The sequence below is a fragment of the Pseudomonas macauensis genome (genome assembly GCF_047902425.1).
Taxonomy (GTDB): domain Bacteria; phylum Pseudomonadota; class Gammaproteobacteria; order Pseudomonadales; family Pseudomonadaceae; genus Pseudomonas.
The window spans coordinates 5,175,752-5,191,850 of record NZ_CP138377.1 but is presented as its reverse complement, the minus strand read 5'-3'; the positions used below and the strand labels follow the sequence as shown (position 1 = coordinate 5,191,850).

Sequence of the window (16,099 nt, the reverse complement as noted above, 5' to 3'; positions counted from 1 at the left end):
CGGCCGCTCTCCTCATTGCACCGGAAAATCGAAATAGGTCGCCGGATAGGGCTCGGCTTTCAGCCGGTAATGCCACCATTCCGCGGCGTAGGGTTCGAACCCGTGGCGTAGCATGGCCTGGCGCAGCGTCTCGCGGTTGCGGGTCTGCTGCACGCTGATCAGCGGCGTGCCATGGTGGGAAATGGGGCCGAAGAAGTCGAAGCGGCTGCCCATGTCCAACTCCTCCCCCGTCTTTACCTCCACCAGCGTCAGGTCGACGGTGCTGCCGCGCGAGTGCCCGGAGTGCTGGGCGATATAGCCGTCGCGGAACAGCGCGCGCTTGTCCTGGTCCGGGTAGTAGCGGGCCTTCTGCCGGGTGTCCTGCGGATCAGCGGCCCAGCGCTTGAAGGCTTCCACGGCACGCTGGGGACGATAACCATCGAAGATTTTCAGGGCCAGGCCGCTCAGGGCGAGGTCCTGTTCCACGGCGGCCAGCGCGGTGGCGGCTTCGCGGGTGACGATGATCCGCGCTGTCTGGTAGCCGTCGATGGGCTCGCCGACGAAGTTGTCGGAGGCGGCGTAGCGTACGTCGTAGCGGGCGGATTTCAGTACCTGGTCGAGGTAGACGAAGCCGGGTTGCGCCGGTTGATCGGCACGCAGTGGCAGGCAGACGATCAGCAGCAGCGGGAGCAGGAGGCGCCAGCGTTGTGCCGCACCTCCCCGGTTCACGGACGCAGGGCCTGTACCCCGTCATCTTCGGGGTCGTAGTTGTCCAGGTACATGCGCCGGGCGAAGGCATCCAGCGCGGCCTGGCCTTGCAGGAAGCGGTCGCGGACGGCGGCCCAGTCGTCCGGCTTCAGGCGCACCATCCAGCCCTCACCGTAGCAGTCCTGGTTGATCAGGCCCGGCCGGCGTACCACGGCATCATTGCTGGCGAGGATGTGGCCCGCCAGCGGGCTGCGGGCGGAGGAGGCGGCCTTGGCGAATTCGACCACGCCGAAGCTGCGGTCGCTCTCGATGTGCCAGCCGTCGCGCTTGGGGGTGAAGGCGAAGATCTGTCCGTAGAGGGCGCAGCCGTAAGCGGTCAGGCCCAGGGTAATGGCGCCGCCGGGCTCCTCGCGCAGCCAGAGGTTGTACTCGGGGGCGTACAGGCGGTCGTTAGGAAACTCCAGACCGTGCAGCTTCATTTAAGCCTCTCGTAGGGTCTGCGCTTTGTCGATGCGGCGTCAGCCGCCACTTCGAAATGTCATTTACGTGGATTGTAAACTCCGCTTTCTCAGCGGCGTCTTCCTTGCCTCAACTTCGCTCGACGCCTCCGAAGAGGCTTAAAGGGTCAGCACCCGGTCGTATTCGAGGATCATCCGCGCCAGTTCGCCGCCGCTGGCGATCTCGTCGACTTCCTCGATCAACCGGCTTTCGTCGATCGGTACGCCCGGCGCGCGGCACATCAACAGGCGTGCGCCGGCCTCCTTGGCCTGCTGGATGAAGTGGCTGATGGGCTCGCCACCCTCGGCAGCGTAGAGATGGTCGGCGACGTCCTGGAAGGCCAGGCGGGTGCCTTCGCCGCTGAGGAACAGTGTCACCTGGGCGTCCATGCAAGCCAGCAGGGTGGCGGTGTAGAAGGGCGCCGCGCAGCGCGCCGGGGTGCTCGGGCCGCTGCTGACGATGATCAGCACCCGCTGCCGGTCAGATGGGGTCAAGGGCTTTCTCCAGTTGTACCAGGGCGATGCGCCGGCCCTGCGGGTCGGTGCGCTCGACGATGGCCTGCGGCCGATAACCCAGCCGAGTGTAGAGCAACAGCCCGGCGGCGTTGGCGTTGAAGCAGGACACTTTCATCACCCGCGCCTTGCACTGGTCGCGGGCGAGTTTCTCCATGACCTCGATCAGGTACTGGGCCACGCCGTGCTGGCGCGCCCAGGGAGCGACCATCATGTTGCCCAGCGCGCAGTACTCGCGCGGTTGCCACTGGTAGAAGTTGGCGAACCCCGCCACACGGCCGTCCAGCAGGGCGAGGGTGCTGCCGCGGCGCTCGGCCATGGCGGCGGCGAGTTGGCCGACGGTCAGCGGCCAGCTTGCCTTGGGGTAGCAGTAGAAGAGTTCGTCGCGATCCTGGGGAAAGCGCACCACCTCGTCGAGGTCGCCAGCGGCAGCGGGGCGGTGGGTGAGGACTGGATGTTCCACGCTCGTTCCCGGCTCAATGCGGTGGGTACTGGGCGATGACTTTCTGCACAGTCTCGCGGATCGCCGCTTCGCGTTCGGCAGGCGTGGGCGGACTGCTGCGCATGACCTGCTCGCCACTGCCGCGCCAGACCAGTTTGCCGTCCTTGCCGTCGAACAGATCGACCTGGATGGTGGCGACCTTGTAGGTGACGGTGCGGGTCTCGGCCATCGGCGGCGGGCCCCAGTAGCCACCCCAGTAGCCGTTCCAGTAGCCACCGCTGTAGGAGGTGATCTGGTCCTGGCGCTGGTCGACGATCAGGTAGGCGCGCACTTTCACGTCGCCGATGTTGCCGTTCTGGGCCTGGCGCAGACCGCGCTGATCGAACTCGTCGGCGACGGCCTGACTGATGCGCTGTTCGGTGAGGTCGCTCTTGATGCGCGGATCGTCCGGGCGGTACTCGAACGAGGGTTGCGCCCAGCTCCAGGTCAGGTAGCGGGAGAAGTCGCGGGTGGTGTCGTAGTCGCGGCTGACGCTGGTGGTTTCGCACGCTGCGAGGCCCAGCACCAGGCCTAGAAACAGTGAACGGCACAGCAAACGGCGGATCATGGTGGATTACTCCTGATAGAGCTTCCATCCAAGCGCAGAGTCCGCGCAAAGGCAAGCGGCAGAGCGGTTGCGGGGGCGCCGGAGTCGTCCGGCCGGCAACCTCCCTGGCCACTGCCGGCTCAGCCCGGTGGGTAGCCGTCCATGGCCTTGCGCGCGGCTTCGCGTAGCGCGCGGGCCTGGTCGCTCTGGCTGCTGCCGTTCTCATATTCGGCGCTGCCGCTCCATACCGGTTGGTGGCTGTGGGCATCGAGCAGGGTGATATGTACCACGCTGACGGTGACCACGTAGGTGCGGACGACCGGGTAGTAACCGCCGCCGTACCACGGATCACCCCAGCCGCCGTAGTAGCCGCCACCGTAGTAGTCGGTGGTCTGCCGGGTGCGTTGCTCGCTGGAGAGCTGGGCGCTGACCACCAGGTCCGCCGGCGCATTGTTCCTTGCCGGGCGCAGGCCGCGCTGGTCGAGGGCTTCGCTGACGGCATCCTGCAGCGGGCCACTGAAGCCGGTGCCGTCGGCCCAGCTCCAGGAGCGGTAATGCCCGTAGTCCATCGGCGCGGCCGGGTAGCTGCCGGGGTCGAGCCCCGGGTGGGCGGCCGAGGCCGGCGCGGGCGGCATCGGCAGTGAGGTGGCGGAGTAGGGATTCGGGCTCTGGCAGGCGGCCAGGGCGGCAAACAGCGGCAGGATCAGCAGGTAACGCGGCATGACGGACTCCCGCACGCCCGGACCGGTCGGCGTGCGCACTCGCAGACTATGCACCTAATCCTGCGGCCGGCACAGCCAGTGCAGGTAGCGGCCCAGGCCGGCGAAGGCGGGATGTCGACGGTATTGCAGTTCCATCTCCACCAGGTCCAGGGGCTCGGCCTTGTGCTGGAACTCCACCGGCATGTAGTCATGGAACACCCGCACGCCGCTGCGCGCCTCGATGCGCCAGTGCCCGTCCATGGCCGCTTCCAGCGTGCGCGGGTCGAGCGGCTCCTGCGGGGTCAGGCTCTGGCCCTCGCCGGAAAAACGGTTCTTGCGCAGCTTGCGGAAATGGCCCTTGAGCAGGTTGCGGTAGATCAGCGCATCGCGGTTGTAGAAGGCCAGGGACAGCCAGCCGTCGCTGCGGGTCAGTTGGTGCAGCACGGGGAGGATGGCCAGCGGCTCGGCCAGCCATTCCAGCACGGCGTGGCAGATCACCAGGTCGTAGGGCTCGTTCAGCTGGCCGAGCAGGTCCTGCCAGGGGGCTTCGATGAAGGTAGCGGGGAGTCCGGCTTCGGCGAAGCGCTGGCGGGCGCCTTTGAGCATCGGTGCGGCGGGTTCGGCGAGGGTGACGTCATGGCCGCGCCCGGCCAGCCACAGCGACATGTGGCCCAGGCCCGCGCCGATATCCAGCACGCGCAGCGGCCGATCCGGCAACGCTTCGGCAAGGTCGGCCTGCAGCACCGCGAGGCGGATCGCGCCCTTGGCGCCGCCGTAGATCTTCTCGGCGAAGCGCGTGGCCAGTTCGTCGAAATGGCGGTCACCGGTCTTGGGAGGCTGGCTCACTTGGCGCCCCCTTCGATGAAGCGTCGCTCGCTGTCGGCCAGCTTGGCGCTTACCGCCTGCTCCATGTCGATGCCCAGCTCCGCGCACAGCAACAGGAGGTAGAGCACGATGTCGCCGACTTCCTGGCCGGCGTGGGCGAGTTTTTCCGGGGGCAACTGGCGGGACTCGTCCTCGCGCAGCCACTGGAAGATTTCCACCAGTTCCGCCATTTCCACGCTGGCGGCCATGGCCAGGTTCTTCGGGCTGTGGAAGCGACTCCAGTCGTTGTGATCGCGGATGGCGTGCAGGCGCGTGGTGATGGCTTCGAGATTCATATAGCTTCGAGGTTCATGCAGATGGGGCTCCAACGTGAGCCCCATAGCTTCAAGCCTCGCGCATCAAACGTCCAGCGGGCTCCAGCTGCCGGTCATGTGTGGTAGCTCGTCCTTGCCGCGCAGGCTGAACTGCCCGGATGGCGCCGGTTCACTGGCCAGCAGGTTGACGGAGGCGGGTAGCAGCACCGGCTTCTGGAAGCGTACCTCGACCCGATAGCCGGCCATCGGCAACTGCTCGCCCAGTGCCGCCAGGCTGCGTGCCTTGTTCCACAGGCCGTGGGCGATGGCGCGGGGGAAGCCGAACAGCCTGGCGCTGGCGGCGGACAGGTGGATCGGGTTGTAGTCGCCGGCGACGCGGGCGTAGCGCCGGCCGATGTCCGCCGGGCAACTCCAGGCGTCGATCTGCTCCAGCGGCAGCTCGGCGGTTTCCTCGCGAGCCGGCGGCGTGCCGTCCAGGCGCATGCCGCGGAACAGGATGCGGCTGTCGCCTTCCCAGAGCAGGCCGAGCTGGTCGTGGAGCTGGGTGATGATGCTGAAGGTCACGCCTTTCTCGTGGGGTTGCAGGTTGTCCACCCGCACGCTGACGTTGAACGGCCCGAGCCCGCCCAGGGGCCGCAATACGCTGATACGGTTCTCCAGGTGCACCAGGCCCAGCAGCGGGAAGGGGAATCGTGCATCGGTGAGCAGCCCCATCTGCAGGCCGAAGGCCAGGATGTGCGGGTAGGTGGGCGGCAGCAGGTGGTTGTCGGGGAAGCCGCAGACCTTGCGATAGCGCTCCAGGTGCTTCGGATCGACCGTGACCGGGCAGCGCAGGCCGCGGGTCGGCAGGCTGCGGCCACGCACGCCACGGCGCAGGGCGGCGCGGATGAACAGGCCGGTGAGAGCGGGGGGAGCGGACAGGTCGAGCCAATCGCGGGACATCGGGTATCTCCTGAGGGGCAAAAGGGGCTGCTGGCGTTTCGGCGCGAGCCGCGTTGCTGCGTCAAATCACGCCAGGCTAGACGCGGGGCGACGGTAATGGCGTTCCCTTGCCTAGCCCTGCGCAAAATGCGGCGCCTTCGCGGTCGTGCCGAAACGTCAGCAGCCCCTTATCAGCTTAGCCAGTGCTCTGCATCGGGCATTGGCCGTGGTAACGCGGTGCGCGGCAGGCAAGTCAATCTGACCGTCCGATTGCTCTGAGATTTCGTTCAATGGCCTTCCTGATTCTCTTGAGGGGGGAGAGGAAAGCTGCCTAAGATGGGCCCGCCCCATGGATAACTAGAAAAAACACCATGCGTGATCTGACCGACGATGTGGCGCTGATGCGCCCGGTGATCGACGCCCTGCGCGCCAGCGGCACCGACCCCGACCGTGTACTGGCGCGCGTCGGCCTGCCCGCCGGCAGCCTGCCCGCTGGACGTTTCCCCCACAGTGCACAGAACCTGTTCTGGAAGGCCGCCGCCGAAGAGTGTGGTCAGGAACACGTCGGCCTCTACCTGGCCGGCCACCTGCCGGCGTTCCACGGCCTCTTGCTGGAATACCTGTTCCTCTCCAGCGCGACCTTCGGCGAAGGCCTGCGCCACGCCCTGCGCTACGTGCGCCTGCTCTCCGACACCCTCAACGCCCGCCTGGAAATCGAAGGCGAGCGCGCCCTGCTGTTGCTGGGGCATGCGGCCGGGACCAACCGGCATTTCCCGGAAATGCTCGCTGGCGCGGTGGTCCGCCTGTTCCACGCCCTCACCGAGGGCGACTTCAAGCCCTACGAAGTGCAGCTGATGCACGAAGCGGGCGCCCCCGCCGAGCGCTACCAGGCGGTCTACGGCTGCCCGGCGGTGCTGGGTGCCGAGCGCTACGCGCTGGTGTTCGACGCCGCCGTGCTGGACAAGCCCTCGCGCCATGCCGCTCCGGAGCTGCTGCGCATGCACGAGTCGCTGGCGCGCAGGCAACTGGCGGAGGTCGAGCGCCTGGACCTGGTGCGCAAGGTGCGCGAGCTGATCGGCGTGCTGCTGGTGGACGGTGGCGCGACCCTCGAACAGGTCGCCGCGCGCCTGGACATGCCGGCTCGCCGCCTGCGCGAGCGCCTGGCCATGGCCGGGGTGCGTTTCAATGACCTGGTCACCGACTACCGCTGCCGGCTGGCCAAGGACCTGCTGCTCAAGACCGATGAACGCATCGAGGTGATCGTCGAGCGTACCGGTTTCTCTGAGCCGAGCACCTTCTACCGCGCCTTCAAGCGCTGGGTCGGCGAGACCCCGGTGGAGTTCCGCCGCCGTGGCCGGCCGCAGACGCCGGCGGAGTGATCGAACATCTTCGAGTGGGCTGCTGAGTAGGCTTTGCGCGCTTTTTCCACCTGAGGAGTTCTTGATGCAAAGCCGAATCCGCAACGCCCTGCTGTGCGGCGCCGTGCTGTTGGGTAGCCAGCAGGCGTTGGCCGGCGAAACGGGCGACACGGCCTTTTCCCGCCTGGACCGCGATGCCAATGGCTACATCGAGGCCAGCGACATGGCGGCGATGCGCGAACGCATGTTCCGTCGGCTGGACCGTGACGCCGACGGCTTCCTAAGCCGCCAGGAACTCACCCCACCGAGCCAGAGCAACCACCCTTCGCCTGCCGCCGTGGTCTGGCCGGACAGCGATGGTGACGAGAAGATCAGCCCGGCCGAGTTCATGGCCCAGGAGCCGGCGCTGATCCTGCGCGGCGACCGCGATGGCGATCATCGGCTGAGTGCGGAGGAGTTCCAGCAGTTGATTGCGGCGCGGGGACGGTGAGTTCGGTGCCGTGATAGCTGCGCGCCTGGCCGGGACGTAGGGCGTATAACGCTCGACGTTATACGCCATCCAGCGATGGTCCCAGAGCGCTCCGGGATCGACCTTGGCGCCATCCGATCGGTCGAGGTGTATCGGCGTACAACCGCGAACGGTTGTACGCCCTACGGGATCACGCCCCCAGCAGACTCTGACCACACACCCGCAGTACCTGGCCGCTCACCGCGCCGGAACCCGGCTGGGCGAACCAGGCCACGGCTTCGGCGACGTCCTGCGGCAGGCCGCCCTGGCCCATGGAGTTCATGCGCCGGCCGGCCTCGCGGATGGTCAGCGGGATGGCGGCGGTCATCTGGGTCTCGATGAAACCCGGCGCCACCGCGTTGATGCTGATGCCCTTCTTCCCCAGCACCGGCGCCCAGGCCTGCGCCAGGCCGATCAGGCCGGCCTTGCTCACCGCGTAGTTGGTCTGCCCCATGTTGCCGGCGATGCCGCTGATGGAGGCGAGCAGCACCACGCGGCCGTCGTCGTGCAGCTTGTTGGCGTCCAGCAGCGCCTGAGTCAGCACCTGCGGGGCTTTCAGGTTCACGTCGATCACCGAGTTCCAGAACGCCTCGCTCATCTTGGCGACGGTCTTGTCGCGGGTGATGCCGGCGTTGTGCACCACGATGTCCACGCCATCGGGCAGCGCTTCCACCAGTTGCGCGCCAGCGTCGGCGGCGCAGATGTCCAGTGCCACGCCACGGCCGCCCAGGCGCGCGGCGAGGGCGTCGAGGGCGTCCTTGGCGGGCGGTACGTCCAGCAGCACTACCTCGGCGCCGTCACGGGCGAGGGTCTCGGCAATCGCCGCGCCGATGCCACGGGCGGCGCCGGTCACCAGCGCGCGCTTGCCCACCAGCGGACGGCTCCAGTCCTGCACCTGCTTGTCGTAGGCGGACAGGCGCACCACCTGCCCGGAGACGTAGGCGCTCTTGGGCGAGAGGAAGAAGCGCAGGGCGCCTTCGAGCTGGTCCTCGGCGCCCTTGCCGACATACACCAGCTGCACGTTGCCGCCCCGGCGGATCTCCTTGCCCAGGGAGCGGCTGAAGCCTTCCAGGCTGCGCTGCACGCTGGCGGCGATGGGGTCTTTGATCGATTCCGGCGCGCGGCCCAGGATCACCACATGCGGGCACTTGTCCAGGCCCTTGAGTGCACCCTGGAAGAAGGTGCGCAGCTCGAGGGTCTGCTCGAAGCGGGTCAGGCCGCTGGCGTCGAAGGCGATGGCCTTGAGCTTCGGACCGTGCTCGGCGGTCCAGCGCGGCAGGCCGTACTGGCCTTCGGCGAAGGCGAAGATCGAATCGGTCAGGCGCTCGGAAAACGCCAGCACCGCGTCGTTCAGGTTGCCCTCGCCACCGACCAGCAGAGCCCCGTCCACTGGCCGCGTGCGCCCGGCGCTCCAGCGCTCCAGGCGGATCGGCGCGGGCAGGCCGAGGGCTCCGACCAGGCGGCGGCCGACGTTGGAGTTGGCGAAGGCGATGTAGCGATCGGTCATGGAACGGGCTCCTGCGCGGATTCTCGAAAGTGCCGACCACTCTACGCAGCGGCGTGTTCGGCGCAATTGACCGCGCTGCCCTGCGCAACGGCGGGGCGGCCAATGCGACACAAGCGGCTAAGGTTAGCCTTGACCGCACTTCAATGCTCATTCTCAGGAGCCCTGCATGACCCAATTGCGCCGGGTCGCCATCGTCGGCGGCAACCGTATTCCCTTCGCCCGCTCCAACACCCTGTATTCCACGGCGAGCAACCAGGAGATGCTGACCTCCGCGCTGGACGGCCTGATCGAGCGCTACAAGCTGCACGGCGAACGCCTGGGCGAGGTGGTCGCAGGCGCCGTGCTCAAGCATTCCCGCGACTTCAACCTGACCCGCGAGTGCGTACTGGGCACGCGCCTGGCGCCGGAGACCCCGGCCTACGACATCCAGCAGGCCTGTGGCACGGGCCTTGAGGCCGCCATCCTGGTGGCCAACAAGATCGCCCTCGGGCAGATCGAGTGCGGCATCGCCGGCGGCGTGGACACCACCTCCGACGCACCCATCGGCGTCAACGAGGGGCTGCGCAAGATCCTGCTGGAGGCCAATCGCGGCAAGTCCAACGGCGAGAAGATCAAGAGCCTGCTGAAGATTCGCCCGCGCCACCTGATGCCGCACATCCCGAAGAACGGCGAGCCGCGCACCGGGCTGTCCATGGGCGAGCACTGCGAGCAGATGGCGCAGACCTGGGCCATCCCCCGCGACGAGCAGGACAAGCTCGCCTACGAGAGTCACATCAAGCTGGCCGCCGCCTATGACGAGGGCTGGCAGAATGACCTGATGACGCCGTTCCGCGGCCTGGTGCGCGACCAGAACCTGCGTCCGGACATCAACCTGGAGAAGATCGGCACCCTCAAGCCGGTGTTCGAGCGCGGTTCGCGCGGCACCCTGACGGCGGCCAACTCCACACCGCTCACCGACGGTGCTTCCGTGGTGCTGCTGGCCAGCGAGGAATGGGCGAAGGCACGTGGCCTGCCGATCCTGGCGTACTTCAAGGATGGCGAGGCGGCGGCGGTGGACTTCGTTGGTGGCCATGAAGGGCTGCTGATGGCGCCGGTCTATGCGGTACCCCGGCTGCTGGCGCGCAATGGCCTGACCCTGCAGGACTTCGACTTCTACGAGATCCACGAAGCCTTCGCCGCCCAGGTGCTCTGCACCCTCAAGGCCTGGGAAGACGCGGACTACTGCAAGGAGCGCCTGGGTCTCGATGCACCGCTGGGCTCCATCGACCGCAGCAAGCTCAACGTGAAGGGCAGCTCGCTCGCTGCCGGCCACCCGTTCGCCGCCACCGGTGGGCGCATCGTCGCCAACCTGGCCAAGCTGCTGGACGCCGCTGGCAAGGGGCGCGGGCTGATCTCGATTTGCGCCGCAGGTGGCCAAGGTGTGACCGCAATCATCGAACGGTAATCCAATACAACGGGACCGGTGTTTGCCGCTCCCACGATGTAGCAACTCCGTGACTTCAGGCGGTGCCGCGCAAGCGGCGCCGCCTTTTTTTATCCGCGTGTTTGGTGGGCGTTACCTGTAGGAGCGAGCTTGCTCGCGAACACCGGTCGGCACCGAGGCTGGGACAGTTCGCGAGCAAGCTCGCTCCTACAAAAAGCCGGCGGGCGGTGCCTTGCTGGGTCGCTTTCGTAGGAGCGGCGCTCCCCCTGCAATTCCCTTCTAGAAAACTCCCTCAACCGTCCTGCAACATCGCCGGATGCACGCGCCCGGAGAAGGGTGTGGACAGCACCAGCGAGGTCTTGCTGGTGCCGAACTGGGCCAGGCGGTCGATCAGTTCTTCCAGCTCCCGGGTACAGCTCACCGCCACCTTGAGCATCACGCAGGCCTCGCCGGTGATGCGGTAGCAATCGATGATCTGCGGGATTTCCAGCAACGGGTCGAGCATGGTCTTGCTGCGATGGTCGTTCAGACGCATCTCGATCAGGCACTGGATCGAGCGGCCCATCTTCGACAGGTCTACGCTGGCGTGGTAGCCGGTGATCACCCCGTCGGCTTCCAGGCGGGCGACGCGATCGGCCACCGCGGGAGGGGATAGGTTGATGCGCCGGGCGAGCTCCGCGAAGGACATGCGGCCGTCTTCCAGCAGGGCGGCGAGCAGGGCGCGATCGTATCTGTCCATCGGTTCAGCCTCTTTCGTTGATTCGACGGAAAGCCTTGTGAAAATCCATCGAATGAAAAGTGTTATGCCCGTATTGGCGTTGTCTGTGCCTTATACGGGGCTTGTGACCTGCATAAAATGAAGCGCTCCGCCTGCCTTGTCGAGCGCTTCCCATGACCACGATGCCCATGCCCAGAGCCCGCGTCTCCCTGACCCTGATCGCCGCGTTCTTCGCCCTGTACTTCATCTGGGGCTCGACCTACCTGGTGATCCGTATCGGCGTCGAATCCTGGCCGCCGATGCTGATGGCCGGCTGCCGCTTCATCATCGCCGGGACCCTCCTGTTCGCCTGGATGCTCTGGCGCGGCGCGCCGCTGCCGACCTTCAGGCAATGGCTGTCGGCGGGCGCCATCGGCATCCTCCTGCTCAGCTGCGGCAACGGCGGGGTGACGGTCGCCGAGCACTGGGGCGTGGCCTCGGGCGTGGCGGCGCTGGCGGTGGCGACCGTGCCGCTGTTCACCCTGGTGTTCGGACGCTTCTTCGGCAACCGCACCACTGCGCTGGAATGGGCCGGTATCGCCCTGGGCCTGTTCGGCATCGTGCTGCTCAACCTCGGCTCCAACCTGCAGGGCAGCCCGGCGGGCGCGGCGCTGATCCTCTTCGCGGCGGCGGCCTGGGCCTTCGGCTCGGTGTGGAGCCGGCGCCTGTCGCTGCCGGCCGGCGCCATGGCCAGCGCGGTGGAGATGCTGGTGGGCGGCGGCGTGCTGCTGCTGGGCAGCTTCCTCAGCGGTGAGCGCATGGAGCAGATGCCGACTGCCGCGGGCTGGGGCGCGCTGGCTTACCTGGTGGTGTTCGGTTCGATCATCGCCTTCAGCGCCTACATGTACCTGTTGGCCAATGTGCGGCCGGCGGCGGCGACCAGCTACGCCTACGTCAACCCGGCGGTGGCGGTGCTGCTCGGCGTGGTCTTCGCGGGCGAACACATCGGCCTGGCCGAGTCCTTGGCGATGGCGGTGATCATCAGCGCGGTGGTGCTGATCGGCCTGCCGCAGTGGCGACGCCAGGACGCGGCATGAGCTAAGCCCGAAAGGTTATTTCGCCCCGCCCTGCTACTTCGCTAGGGTATGGAACGGCCTCCGCAGGGAGGCCGTTTTCCTTTCTTCAGTACACCCGCGCGCCATACGCCCAGGCCACTGACCAACTCACTCGATGAGGTGTGCATGAACCTGGCGGCGACCGCTTCCCTTCCCGATCTTCCCTCTGCCCGCTGGAGCCGCGCGCTGCGCGACTCCGGCCTGCTCGACCTGTCGGTGCCGCGCGACTATGGCGGACGCGGTGCCCCTTGGGATGAGGTGCTGCAGACCCTGCGTGACCTCTCCGAGCGCGACGGCACCCTGGCCCGGCTGTTCGCCGTGCATCACCTGCAACTGGCCAGCGTGCTGTTGCTGGGCAGCCGCGAGCAGCGTGAACGTCTCTTACCCCTGAGCGTCACGCGTGACTGGCTGTGGGGCGAGGCGGTGGACCATCACGAACGTCGCCTGCTGGCGCGGGAGCATCGGCGCGGCGGCTTCCTGTTGCAAGGCGGGCGTCACGACTGCTTTGGCAGCGAGGCGGCCGACTGGCTGCTGATCTCGGCCTGGCACGCACCCAGCGAGGGCTTGCTGATCGCCGCGCTGCCGGCCGACCGCGACGGCCTGGACCGCTTCGAACCCAACGGCGGCGGACTGCTGCGCTGCCATGAAGTGCGCCTGCATCCCGAGGACATCCTGCTGCCGCCGGGCCTGCCCTGGACGCCCCGCGCGCAGCTGCGCGGCAGCCTGTCGGCGCTACTGCAGGCGAACATCGCGCTGGGCCTGGCCATGCAGGCGTGCGATGCACTGCCGACGCGAGCGGCGGCGGATGGGCTGCGGCGTTTGCTGGGGCTGGGCCTGCGCCTGTCCGAGCAGTCCGCCGCGGCCTTCGAGGCGGCGCTGGCGGCGGGCAGCGGCTTGACCTTCACCCGCAGCGCCGCGCTGGCGACCCTGGTGGCGGAAACCTCCGCCGTGGCGAAGCAGGCGGTCGAGGAGGGATTGCGCCAGGAGGGCGTGCGTGCGCGAGTGCTCGCTGGCGCGACGTGAGGCGCCTTGTATCGGCGACGGAAGCCCTTGCGAGCGCTCATAAGTTAAGAACCAAATATTATTTATTGCGAGTTTTTTATACCGTTAATCTAGCTTCTACCGGACCACCGGACACCGTTTCAACCCACCGAATCCCGTCCCGTGGTCCGTCCCCTCTCTGGAGGCCGGCACCGCCGTTACCTTCAGAGGAAACACCATGAACAAACCTCGTTTCGTACGTCGTGCCCTGGCCGGCGTCGCTGTTGCGGCCGCGCTGTTCTCCCAGAGTGCTGCGTTTGCCGACATCGTCCTGGGCTACCAGACCGGCATCGACCCGACCAAGGTCCCCCAGGCCGACGGCACCTACGAAAAAGTCATTGGCGAGAAGCTCGACTGGCGCCGCTTCAACAGTGGCCCGGAAGTGATCGCCGCCATCGCCTCGGGCGACGTGCAACTGGGCAACATCGGCTCCAGCCCGCTGGCCGCCGCCACCTCGCGCGGCCTGCCGATCGTCGCCTTCATCGTCTCCGCGCAGATCAACTCGGCCGAGGCCCTGGTGGTGCGCAACGGCAGCAAGATCGAGAAGCCCGAAGACCTGGTCGGCAAGACCATCGCCACGCCTTTCGTCTCCACCTCGCACTACAGCCTGCTGGGTGCGCTCAAGCACTGGAAGATCGACCCGGCCAAGGTGAAAATCGTCAACCTCAACCCCACCGAGATCGCCGCCGCCTGGCGTCGTGGCGACATCGACGGCGCCTTCGTCTGGTCGCCGGCCCTGGGCGAGATCAAGAAGTCCGGCAAGGTGCTGACCGACGCCGCCGAAGTCGGCCAGTGGGGCGCGCCGACCTTCGAGGTCTGGGTCGCCCGCAAGGACTTCGCCGAGAAGCACCCGGAAGTCATCGCCAAGTTCGCTCGCGTGAGCCTGGATTCCTTCGCCGACTACAACGCCCACAAGGCCCAGTGGACCGCCGACTCCGAGCAGGTGAAGAAAATCGCCAAGCTGACCGGCGCCGATCCGCAGGACGTGCCCGAGCTGCTGGCCGGCTCCGCCTTCCCCGAATCCCAGGCGCAGCTGTCGTCCGCCCTGCTGGGCGGCGGTACTGCCAAGGACATCTCCGGCACCGCCGAATTCCTCAAAGAGCAGAAGCGCGTGCCTTCGGTGCTCAAGGACTACTCGCCCTACGTCAGCGCCGACTATGTGCGCCAGGCCCAGAGCGTGCAGGTCGGCCAGCGCTGAGCAATTGCCTTTCGTAGGAGCGAGCTTGCTCGCGAACACCTGTCGGCTCCGAAGTCAGGGCGGTTCGCGAGCAAGCTCGCTCCTACAAGAGCAAACAGCGCCACGCATTTCTTCTCACCCTACGGAGGGCAGAACATGAGCCGTCTGACGGCCGAGGCGGTCAGCCTCACTTTCCAGCAGCGCGGACGCGAGCGCGTTGTGCTGCAGGACCTCACTCTCAGCTTGGCCAAGGGAGAATCCCTGGTGGTGCTCGGCCCGTCGGGCTGCGGCAAGTCCAGCCTGCTCAACGTGCTGGCGGGCTTCCAGGCACCGGACAGCGGCCGCGTGCAGATCGACGGCCGCACCCTGAGCGGCCCCGGTGGCGAACGCGGCGTGGTGTTCCAGGATGACGCACTGATGCCCTGGCTGAGCGCGCTGGACAACGTCGCTCTGGGCCTGCGCATCCGTGGAATCGGCGCCGCCGAGCGCAATGGCCGCGCCCATGAAGTGCTGAAACTGGTGGGCCTGGGCGAGCATGCGGATTACCGCATCTCCCAGCTCTCCGGCGGCCAGCGGCAGCGCCTGGGCCTGGCCCGTGCACTGGCGGTGGAGCCGGATTTCCTCCTGCTCGACGAACCCTTCGGCGCCCTCGATGCGCTGACCCGCGAGCGCATGCAGGTGCTGACCCTCGACCTGTGGCGCAAGACCGGCAAGGGCCTGTTCCTGATCACCCACAGCGTCGACGAAGCGCTGTTCCTGGCCACCGACCTGGTGGTGATGGACGGCCCGCCGGCGCGCATCGTCAAGCGTCTGCCGCTGGACTTCGCACGCCGCTACGCCGCGGGCGAGCCGGTGCGCTCGATCAAGTCCGACCCGGAATTCGCGCGCCTGCGCCAACTGCTGCTGGATGAGTTCCTCGAAGAACCGGAGGCCGAGCATGTCCACTGAAACCCTCGCCACCAAACTCCCGGCCGCCGCGCCGAAGTCCCGCAGCGTGCCGGGCGACTACCGCCGCTGGGCCGCTGCCGGCAGTGTCGGCGGACTCTTCGTGCTCTGGTGGCTGGCCACGCACCTGGGCTGGGTCGACACTCTGTTCCTGCCCGCGCCGGAGCAACTGCTGGAAGCCTTCCAGCGCCTGCTCGCCGAGGGCTATGTCGATGCCTCGTTGTGGCAGCACGTCGGCACCAGCCTGCTGCGCGTGCTGCTGGCGCTGGGCGCGGCGGTGCTCACGGCCATCCCGCTGGGCATCCTGATGGGCCTCAACCCGCTAGTGGGCGCGGCCTTCGATCCGCTGGTGGAGTTCTACCGCCCGGTGCCGCCGCTGGCCTACCTGCCGCTGATCGTCATCTGGTTCGGTATCGGCGAGCTGTCCAAGGTGCTGCTGATCTACCTGGCGCTGTTCGCGCCGCTGCTGATCGCCACCGCCGCCGGCGTGCGTCGCGTGGACAAGTCGCGCATCCAGGCCGTGCGCTGCCTGGGCGCCAACCGCTGGCAGGTGGTGCGCCATGTGATCCTGCCCAGCGCGTTGCCCGAAGTGCTCACCGGCCTGCGCATCGCCCTGGGCGTGGGCTGGTCGACCCTGGTCGCCGCCGAGCTGATCGCCGCCAACCGTGGCCTGGGCTTCATGGTGCAGTCCGCGGCGCAGTTCCTCGCCACCGATGTGGTGGTGCTGGGGATCCTGCTGATCGCCGCCATCGCGCTGGGCTTCGAGCTTGGGCTGCGCTGGCTGCAGAAGCGGTTTGCTTCCTGGGAGTGACTTTCTGCCGGGCGGGGTAAAAGCCCCTCTC

19 protein-coding genes are annotated in these 16,099 nt (G+C 67.5%); 8 read left to right on the top strand and 11 right to left on the bottom strand.

Going from position 1 to position 16,099, the window contains the following annotated elements; all coding sequences use genetic code 11:
- Nucleotides 1-12: 12 nt before the first annotated feature.
- The 9 genes from SD196_RS23845 to SD196_RS23805 form a co-directional block, all read right to left on the bottom strand.
- Nucleotides 13-708, bottom strand: coding sequence for a M15 family metallopeptidase (locus SD196_RS23845; protein WP_416310750.1), 696 nt, complete (start codon nucleotides 706-708; stop codon nucleotides 13-15).
- Nucleotides 705-1,166: a glycine cleavage system protein H gene (locus SD196_RS23840; protein WP_275608793.1), complete on the bottom strand. Its 462-nt coding sequence runs from the start codon at nucleotides 1,164-1,166 to the stop codon at nucleotides 705-707. The genes SD196_RS23845 and SD196_RS23840 overlap by 4 nt, the downstream gene beginning before the upstream one ends.
- A gap of 138 nt (nucleotides 1,167-1,304) precedes the next feature.
- Nucleotides 1,305-1,679, bottom strand: a complete 375-nt coding sequence (locus SD196_RS23835) for a DsrE family protein (protein ID WP_275608792.1) — start codon at nucleotides 1,677-1,679, stop codon at nucleotides 1,305-1,307.
- Complete coding sequence (locus tag SD196_RS23830; protein WP_416310749.1) at nucleotides 1,666-2,160, bottom strand: GNAT family N-acetyltransferase; 495 nt, start codon at nucleotides 2,158-2,160, stop codon at nucleotides 1,666-1,668. Before SD196_RS23830 ends, SD196_RS23835 begins: the two co-directional genes overlap by 14 nt.
- A 13-nt stretch (nucleotides 2,161-2,173) precedes the next feature.
- Complete coding sequence (locus SD196_RS23825; protein ID WP_275608790.1) at nucleotides 2,174-2,746, bottom strand: DUF4136 domain-containing protein; 573 nt, start codon at nucleotides 2,744-2,746, stop codon at nucleotides 2,174-2,176.
- A 119-nt stretch (nucleotides 2,747-2,865) separates the two neighbouring features.
- Complete coding sequence (locus SD196_RS23820) at nucleotides 2,866-3,447, bottom strand: DUF4136 domain-containing protein (protein ID WP_343577035.1); 582 nt, start codon at nucleotides 3,445-3,447, stop codon at nucleotides 2,866-2,868.
- Between the two features lie 54 nt (nucleotides 3,448-3,501).
- Nucleotides 3,502-4,272 (bottom strand): methyltransferase domain-containing protein, encoded by a 771-nt coding sequence (locus SD196_RS23815; RefSeq protein ID WP_416310748.1) that lies wholly within the window; start codon nucleotides 4,270-4,272, stop codon nucleotides 3,502-3,504.
- Entirely contained in the window at nucleotides 4,269-4,586 is a 318-nt protein-coding gene (locus SD196_RS23810) for a nucleotide pyrophosphohydrolase (protein WP_331317534.1), read from the bottom strand. Before SD196_RS23810 ends, SD196_RS23815 begins: the two co-directional genes overlap by 4 nt.
- A 63-nt stretch (nucleotides 4,587-4,649) precedes the next feature.
- Nucleotides 4,650-5,507, bottom strand: coding sequence for a MaoC family dehydratase (locus SD196_RS23805; RefSeq protein WP_416310747.1), 858 nt, complete (start codon nucleotides 5,505-5,507; stop codon nucleotides 4,650-4,652).
- 350 nt (nucleotides 5,508-5,857) lie between these two features.
- On the opposite strand from SD196_RS23805, the gene SD196_RS23800 reads away from it, so the two are divergent.
- Together SD196_RS23800 and SD196_RS23795 are read left to right on the top strand one after the other, a co-directional pair.
- The gene (locus tag SD196_RS23800; protein ID WP_331317530.1) at nucleotides 5,858-6,865 is read left to right on the top strand and encodes an AraC family transcriptional regulator; all 1,008 of its coding nucleotides are present in this window, start codon (nucleotides 5,858-5,860) and stop codon (nucleotides 6,863-6,865) included.
- Nucleotides 6,866-6,929: 64 nt separating this feature from the next.
- Complete coding sequence (locus SD196_RS23795) at nucleotides 6,930-7,334, top strand: EF-hand domain-containing protein (protein ID WP_275608784.1); 405 nt, start codon at nucleotides 6,930-6,932, stop codon at nucleotides 7,332-7,334.
- Between the two features lie 169 nt (nucleotides 7,335-7,503).
- On the opposite strand, the gene SD196_RS23790 is transcribed toward SD196_RS23795, so the two are convergent.
- Complete coding sequence (locus SD196_RS23790) at nucleotides 7,504-8,859, bottom strand: 3-oxoacyl-ACP reductase (RefSeq protein WP_416310746.1); 1,356 nt, start codon at nucleotides 8,857-8,859, stop codon at nucleotides 7,504-7,506.
- A gap of 166 nt (nucleotides 8,860-9,025) precedes the next feature.
- Between SD196_RS23790 and SD196_RS23785 the strand changes: the two genes are divergently transcribed.
- The gene (locus SD196_RS23785) at nucleotides 9,026-10,303 is read left to right on the top strand and encodes an acetyl-CoA C-acetyltransferase (RefSeq protein WP_416310745.1); all 1,278 of its coding nucleotides are present in this window, start codon (nucleotides 9,026-9,028) and stop codon (nucleotides 10,301-10,303) included.
- A 271-nt stretch (nucleotides 10,304-10,574) separates the two neighbouring features.
- Here SD196_RS23785 and SD196_RS23780 read toward each other — a convergent pair whose 3' ends face one another.
- On the bottom strand, nucleotides 10,575-11,021 hold the full coding sequence (locus SD196_RS23780; protein WP_275608781.1) for an Lrp/AsnC family transcriptional regulator: 447 nt from the start codon (nucleotides 11,019-11,021) through the stop codon (nucleotides 10,575-10,577).
- 167 nt (nucleotides 11,022-11,188) lie between these two features.
- On the opposite strand from SD196_RS23780, the gene yedA reads away from it, so the two are divergent.
- From yedA to SD196_RS23755, 5 genes are all read left to right on the top strand, one after another.
- Entirely contained in the window at nucleotides 11,189-12,076 is an 888-nt protein-coding gene (yedA, locus tag SD196_RS23775) for a drug/metabolite exporter YedA (protein WP_416311773.1), read from the top strand.
- 144 nt (nucleotides 12,077-12,220) lie between these two features.
- A complete protein-coding gene (locus tag SD196_RS23770) occupies nucleotides 12,221-13,117 on the top strand; it encodes an acyl-CoA dehydrogenase family protein (RefSeq protein WP_416310744.1) in 897 nt (298 codons plus the stop codon).
- Between the two features lie 196 nt (nucleotides 13,118-13,313).
- A complete protein-coding gene (gene tauA / locus SD196_RS23765) occupies nucleotides 13,314-14,333 on the top strand; it encodes a taurine ABC transporter substrate-binding protein (RefSeq protein WP_416310743.1) in 1,020 nt (339 codons plus the stop codon).
- 135 nt (nucleotides 14,334-14,468) lie between these two features.
- Complete coding sequence (locus SD196_RS23760; RefSeq protein WP_416310742.1) at nucleotides 14,469-15,260, top strand: taurine ABC transporter ATP-binding protein; 792 nt, start codon at nucleotides 14,469-14,471, stop codon at nucleotides 15,258-15,260.
- The gene (locus tag SD196_RS23755) at nucleotides 15,250-16,068 is read left to right on the top strand and encodes an ABC transporter permease subunit (protein WP_416310741.1); all 819 of its coding nucleotides are present in this window, start codon (nucleotides 15,250-15,252) and stop codon (nucleotides 16,066-16,068) included. Before SD196_RS23760 ends, SD196_RS23755 begins: the two co-directional genes overlap by 11 nt.
- Nucleotides 16,069-16,099: the final 31 nt, after the last annotated feature.

Bases quoted from the DNA above. Each gene is read 5' to 3' on its own strand.
- SD196_RS23840 (WP_275608793.1), bottom strand. From the start codon at position 1,166: ATGAAGCTGCACGGTCTGGAGTTTCCTAACGACCGCCTGTACGCCCCC.
- SD196_RS23825 (WP_275608790.1), bottom strand. From the start codon at position 2,746: ATGATCCGCCGTTTGCTGTGCCGTTCACTGTTTCTAGGCCTGGTGCTG.
- SD196_RS23820 (WP_343577035.1), bottom strand. From the start codon at position 3,447: ATGCCGCGTTACCTGCTGATCCTGCCGCTGTTTGCCGCCCTGGCCGCC.
- SD196_RS23810 (WP_331317534.1), bottom strand. From the start codon at position 4,586: ATGAATCTCGAAGCCATCACCACGCGCCTGCACGCCATCCGCGATCAC.
- SD196_RS23805 (WP_416310747.1), bottom strand. From the start codon at position 5,507: ATGTCCCGCGATTGGCTCGACCTGTCCGCTCCCCCCGCTCTCACCGGC.
- SD196_RS23800 (WP_331317530.1), top strand. From the start codon at position 5,858: ATGCGTGATCTGACCGACGATGTGGCGCTGATGCGCCCGGTGATCGAC.
- SD196_RS23795 (WP_275608784.1), top strand. From the start codon at position 6,930: ATGCAAAGCCGAATCCGCAACGCCCTGCTGTGCGGCGCCGTGCTGTTG.
- SD196_RS23790 (WP_416310746.1), bottom strand. From the start codon at position 8,859: ATGACCGATCGCTACATCGCCTTCGCCAACTCCAACGTCGGCCGCCGC.
- SD196_RS23785 (WP_416310745.1), top strand. From the start codon at position 9,026: ATGACCCAATTGCGCCGGGTCGCCATCGTCGGCGGCAACCGTATTCCC.
- SD196_RS23780 (WP_275608781.1), bottom strand. From the start codon at position 11,021: ATGGACAGATACGATCGCGCCCTGCTCGCCGCCCTGCTGGAAGACGGC.
- yedA (WP_416311773.1), top strand. From the start codon at position 11,189: ATGCCCAGAGCCCGCGTCTCCCTGACCCTGATCGCCGCGTTCTTCGCC.
- SD196_RS23770 (WP_416310744.1), top strand. From the start codon at position 12,221: ATGAACCTGGCGGCGACCGCTTCCCTTCCCGATCTTCCCTCTGCCCGC.
- tauA (WP_416310743.1), top strand. From the start codon at position 13,314: ATGAACAAACCTCGTTTCGTACGTCGTGCCCTGGCCGGCGTCGCTGTT.
- SD196_RS23760 (WP_416310742.1), top strand. From the start codon at position 14,469: ATGAGCCGTCTGACGGCCGAGGCGGTCAGCCTCACTTTCCAGCAGCGC.
- SD196_RS23755 (WP_416310741.1), top strand. From the start codon at position 15,250: ATGTCCACTGAAACCCTCGCCACCAAACTCCCGGCCGCCGCGCCGAAG.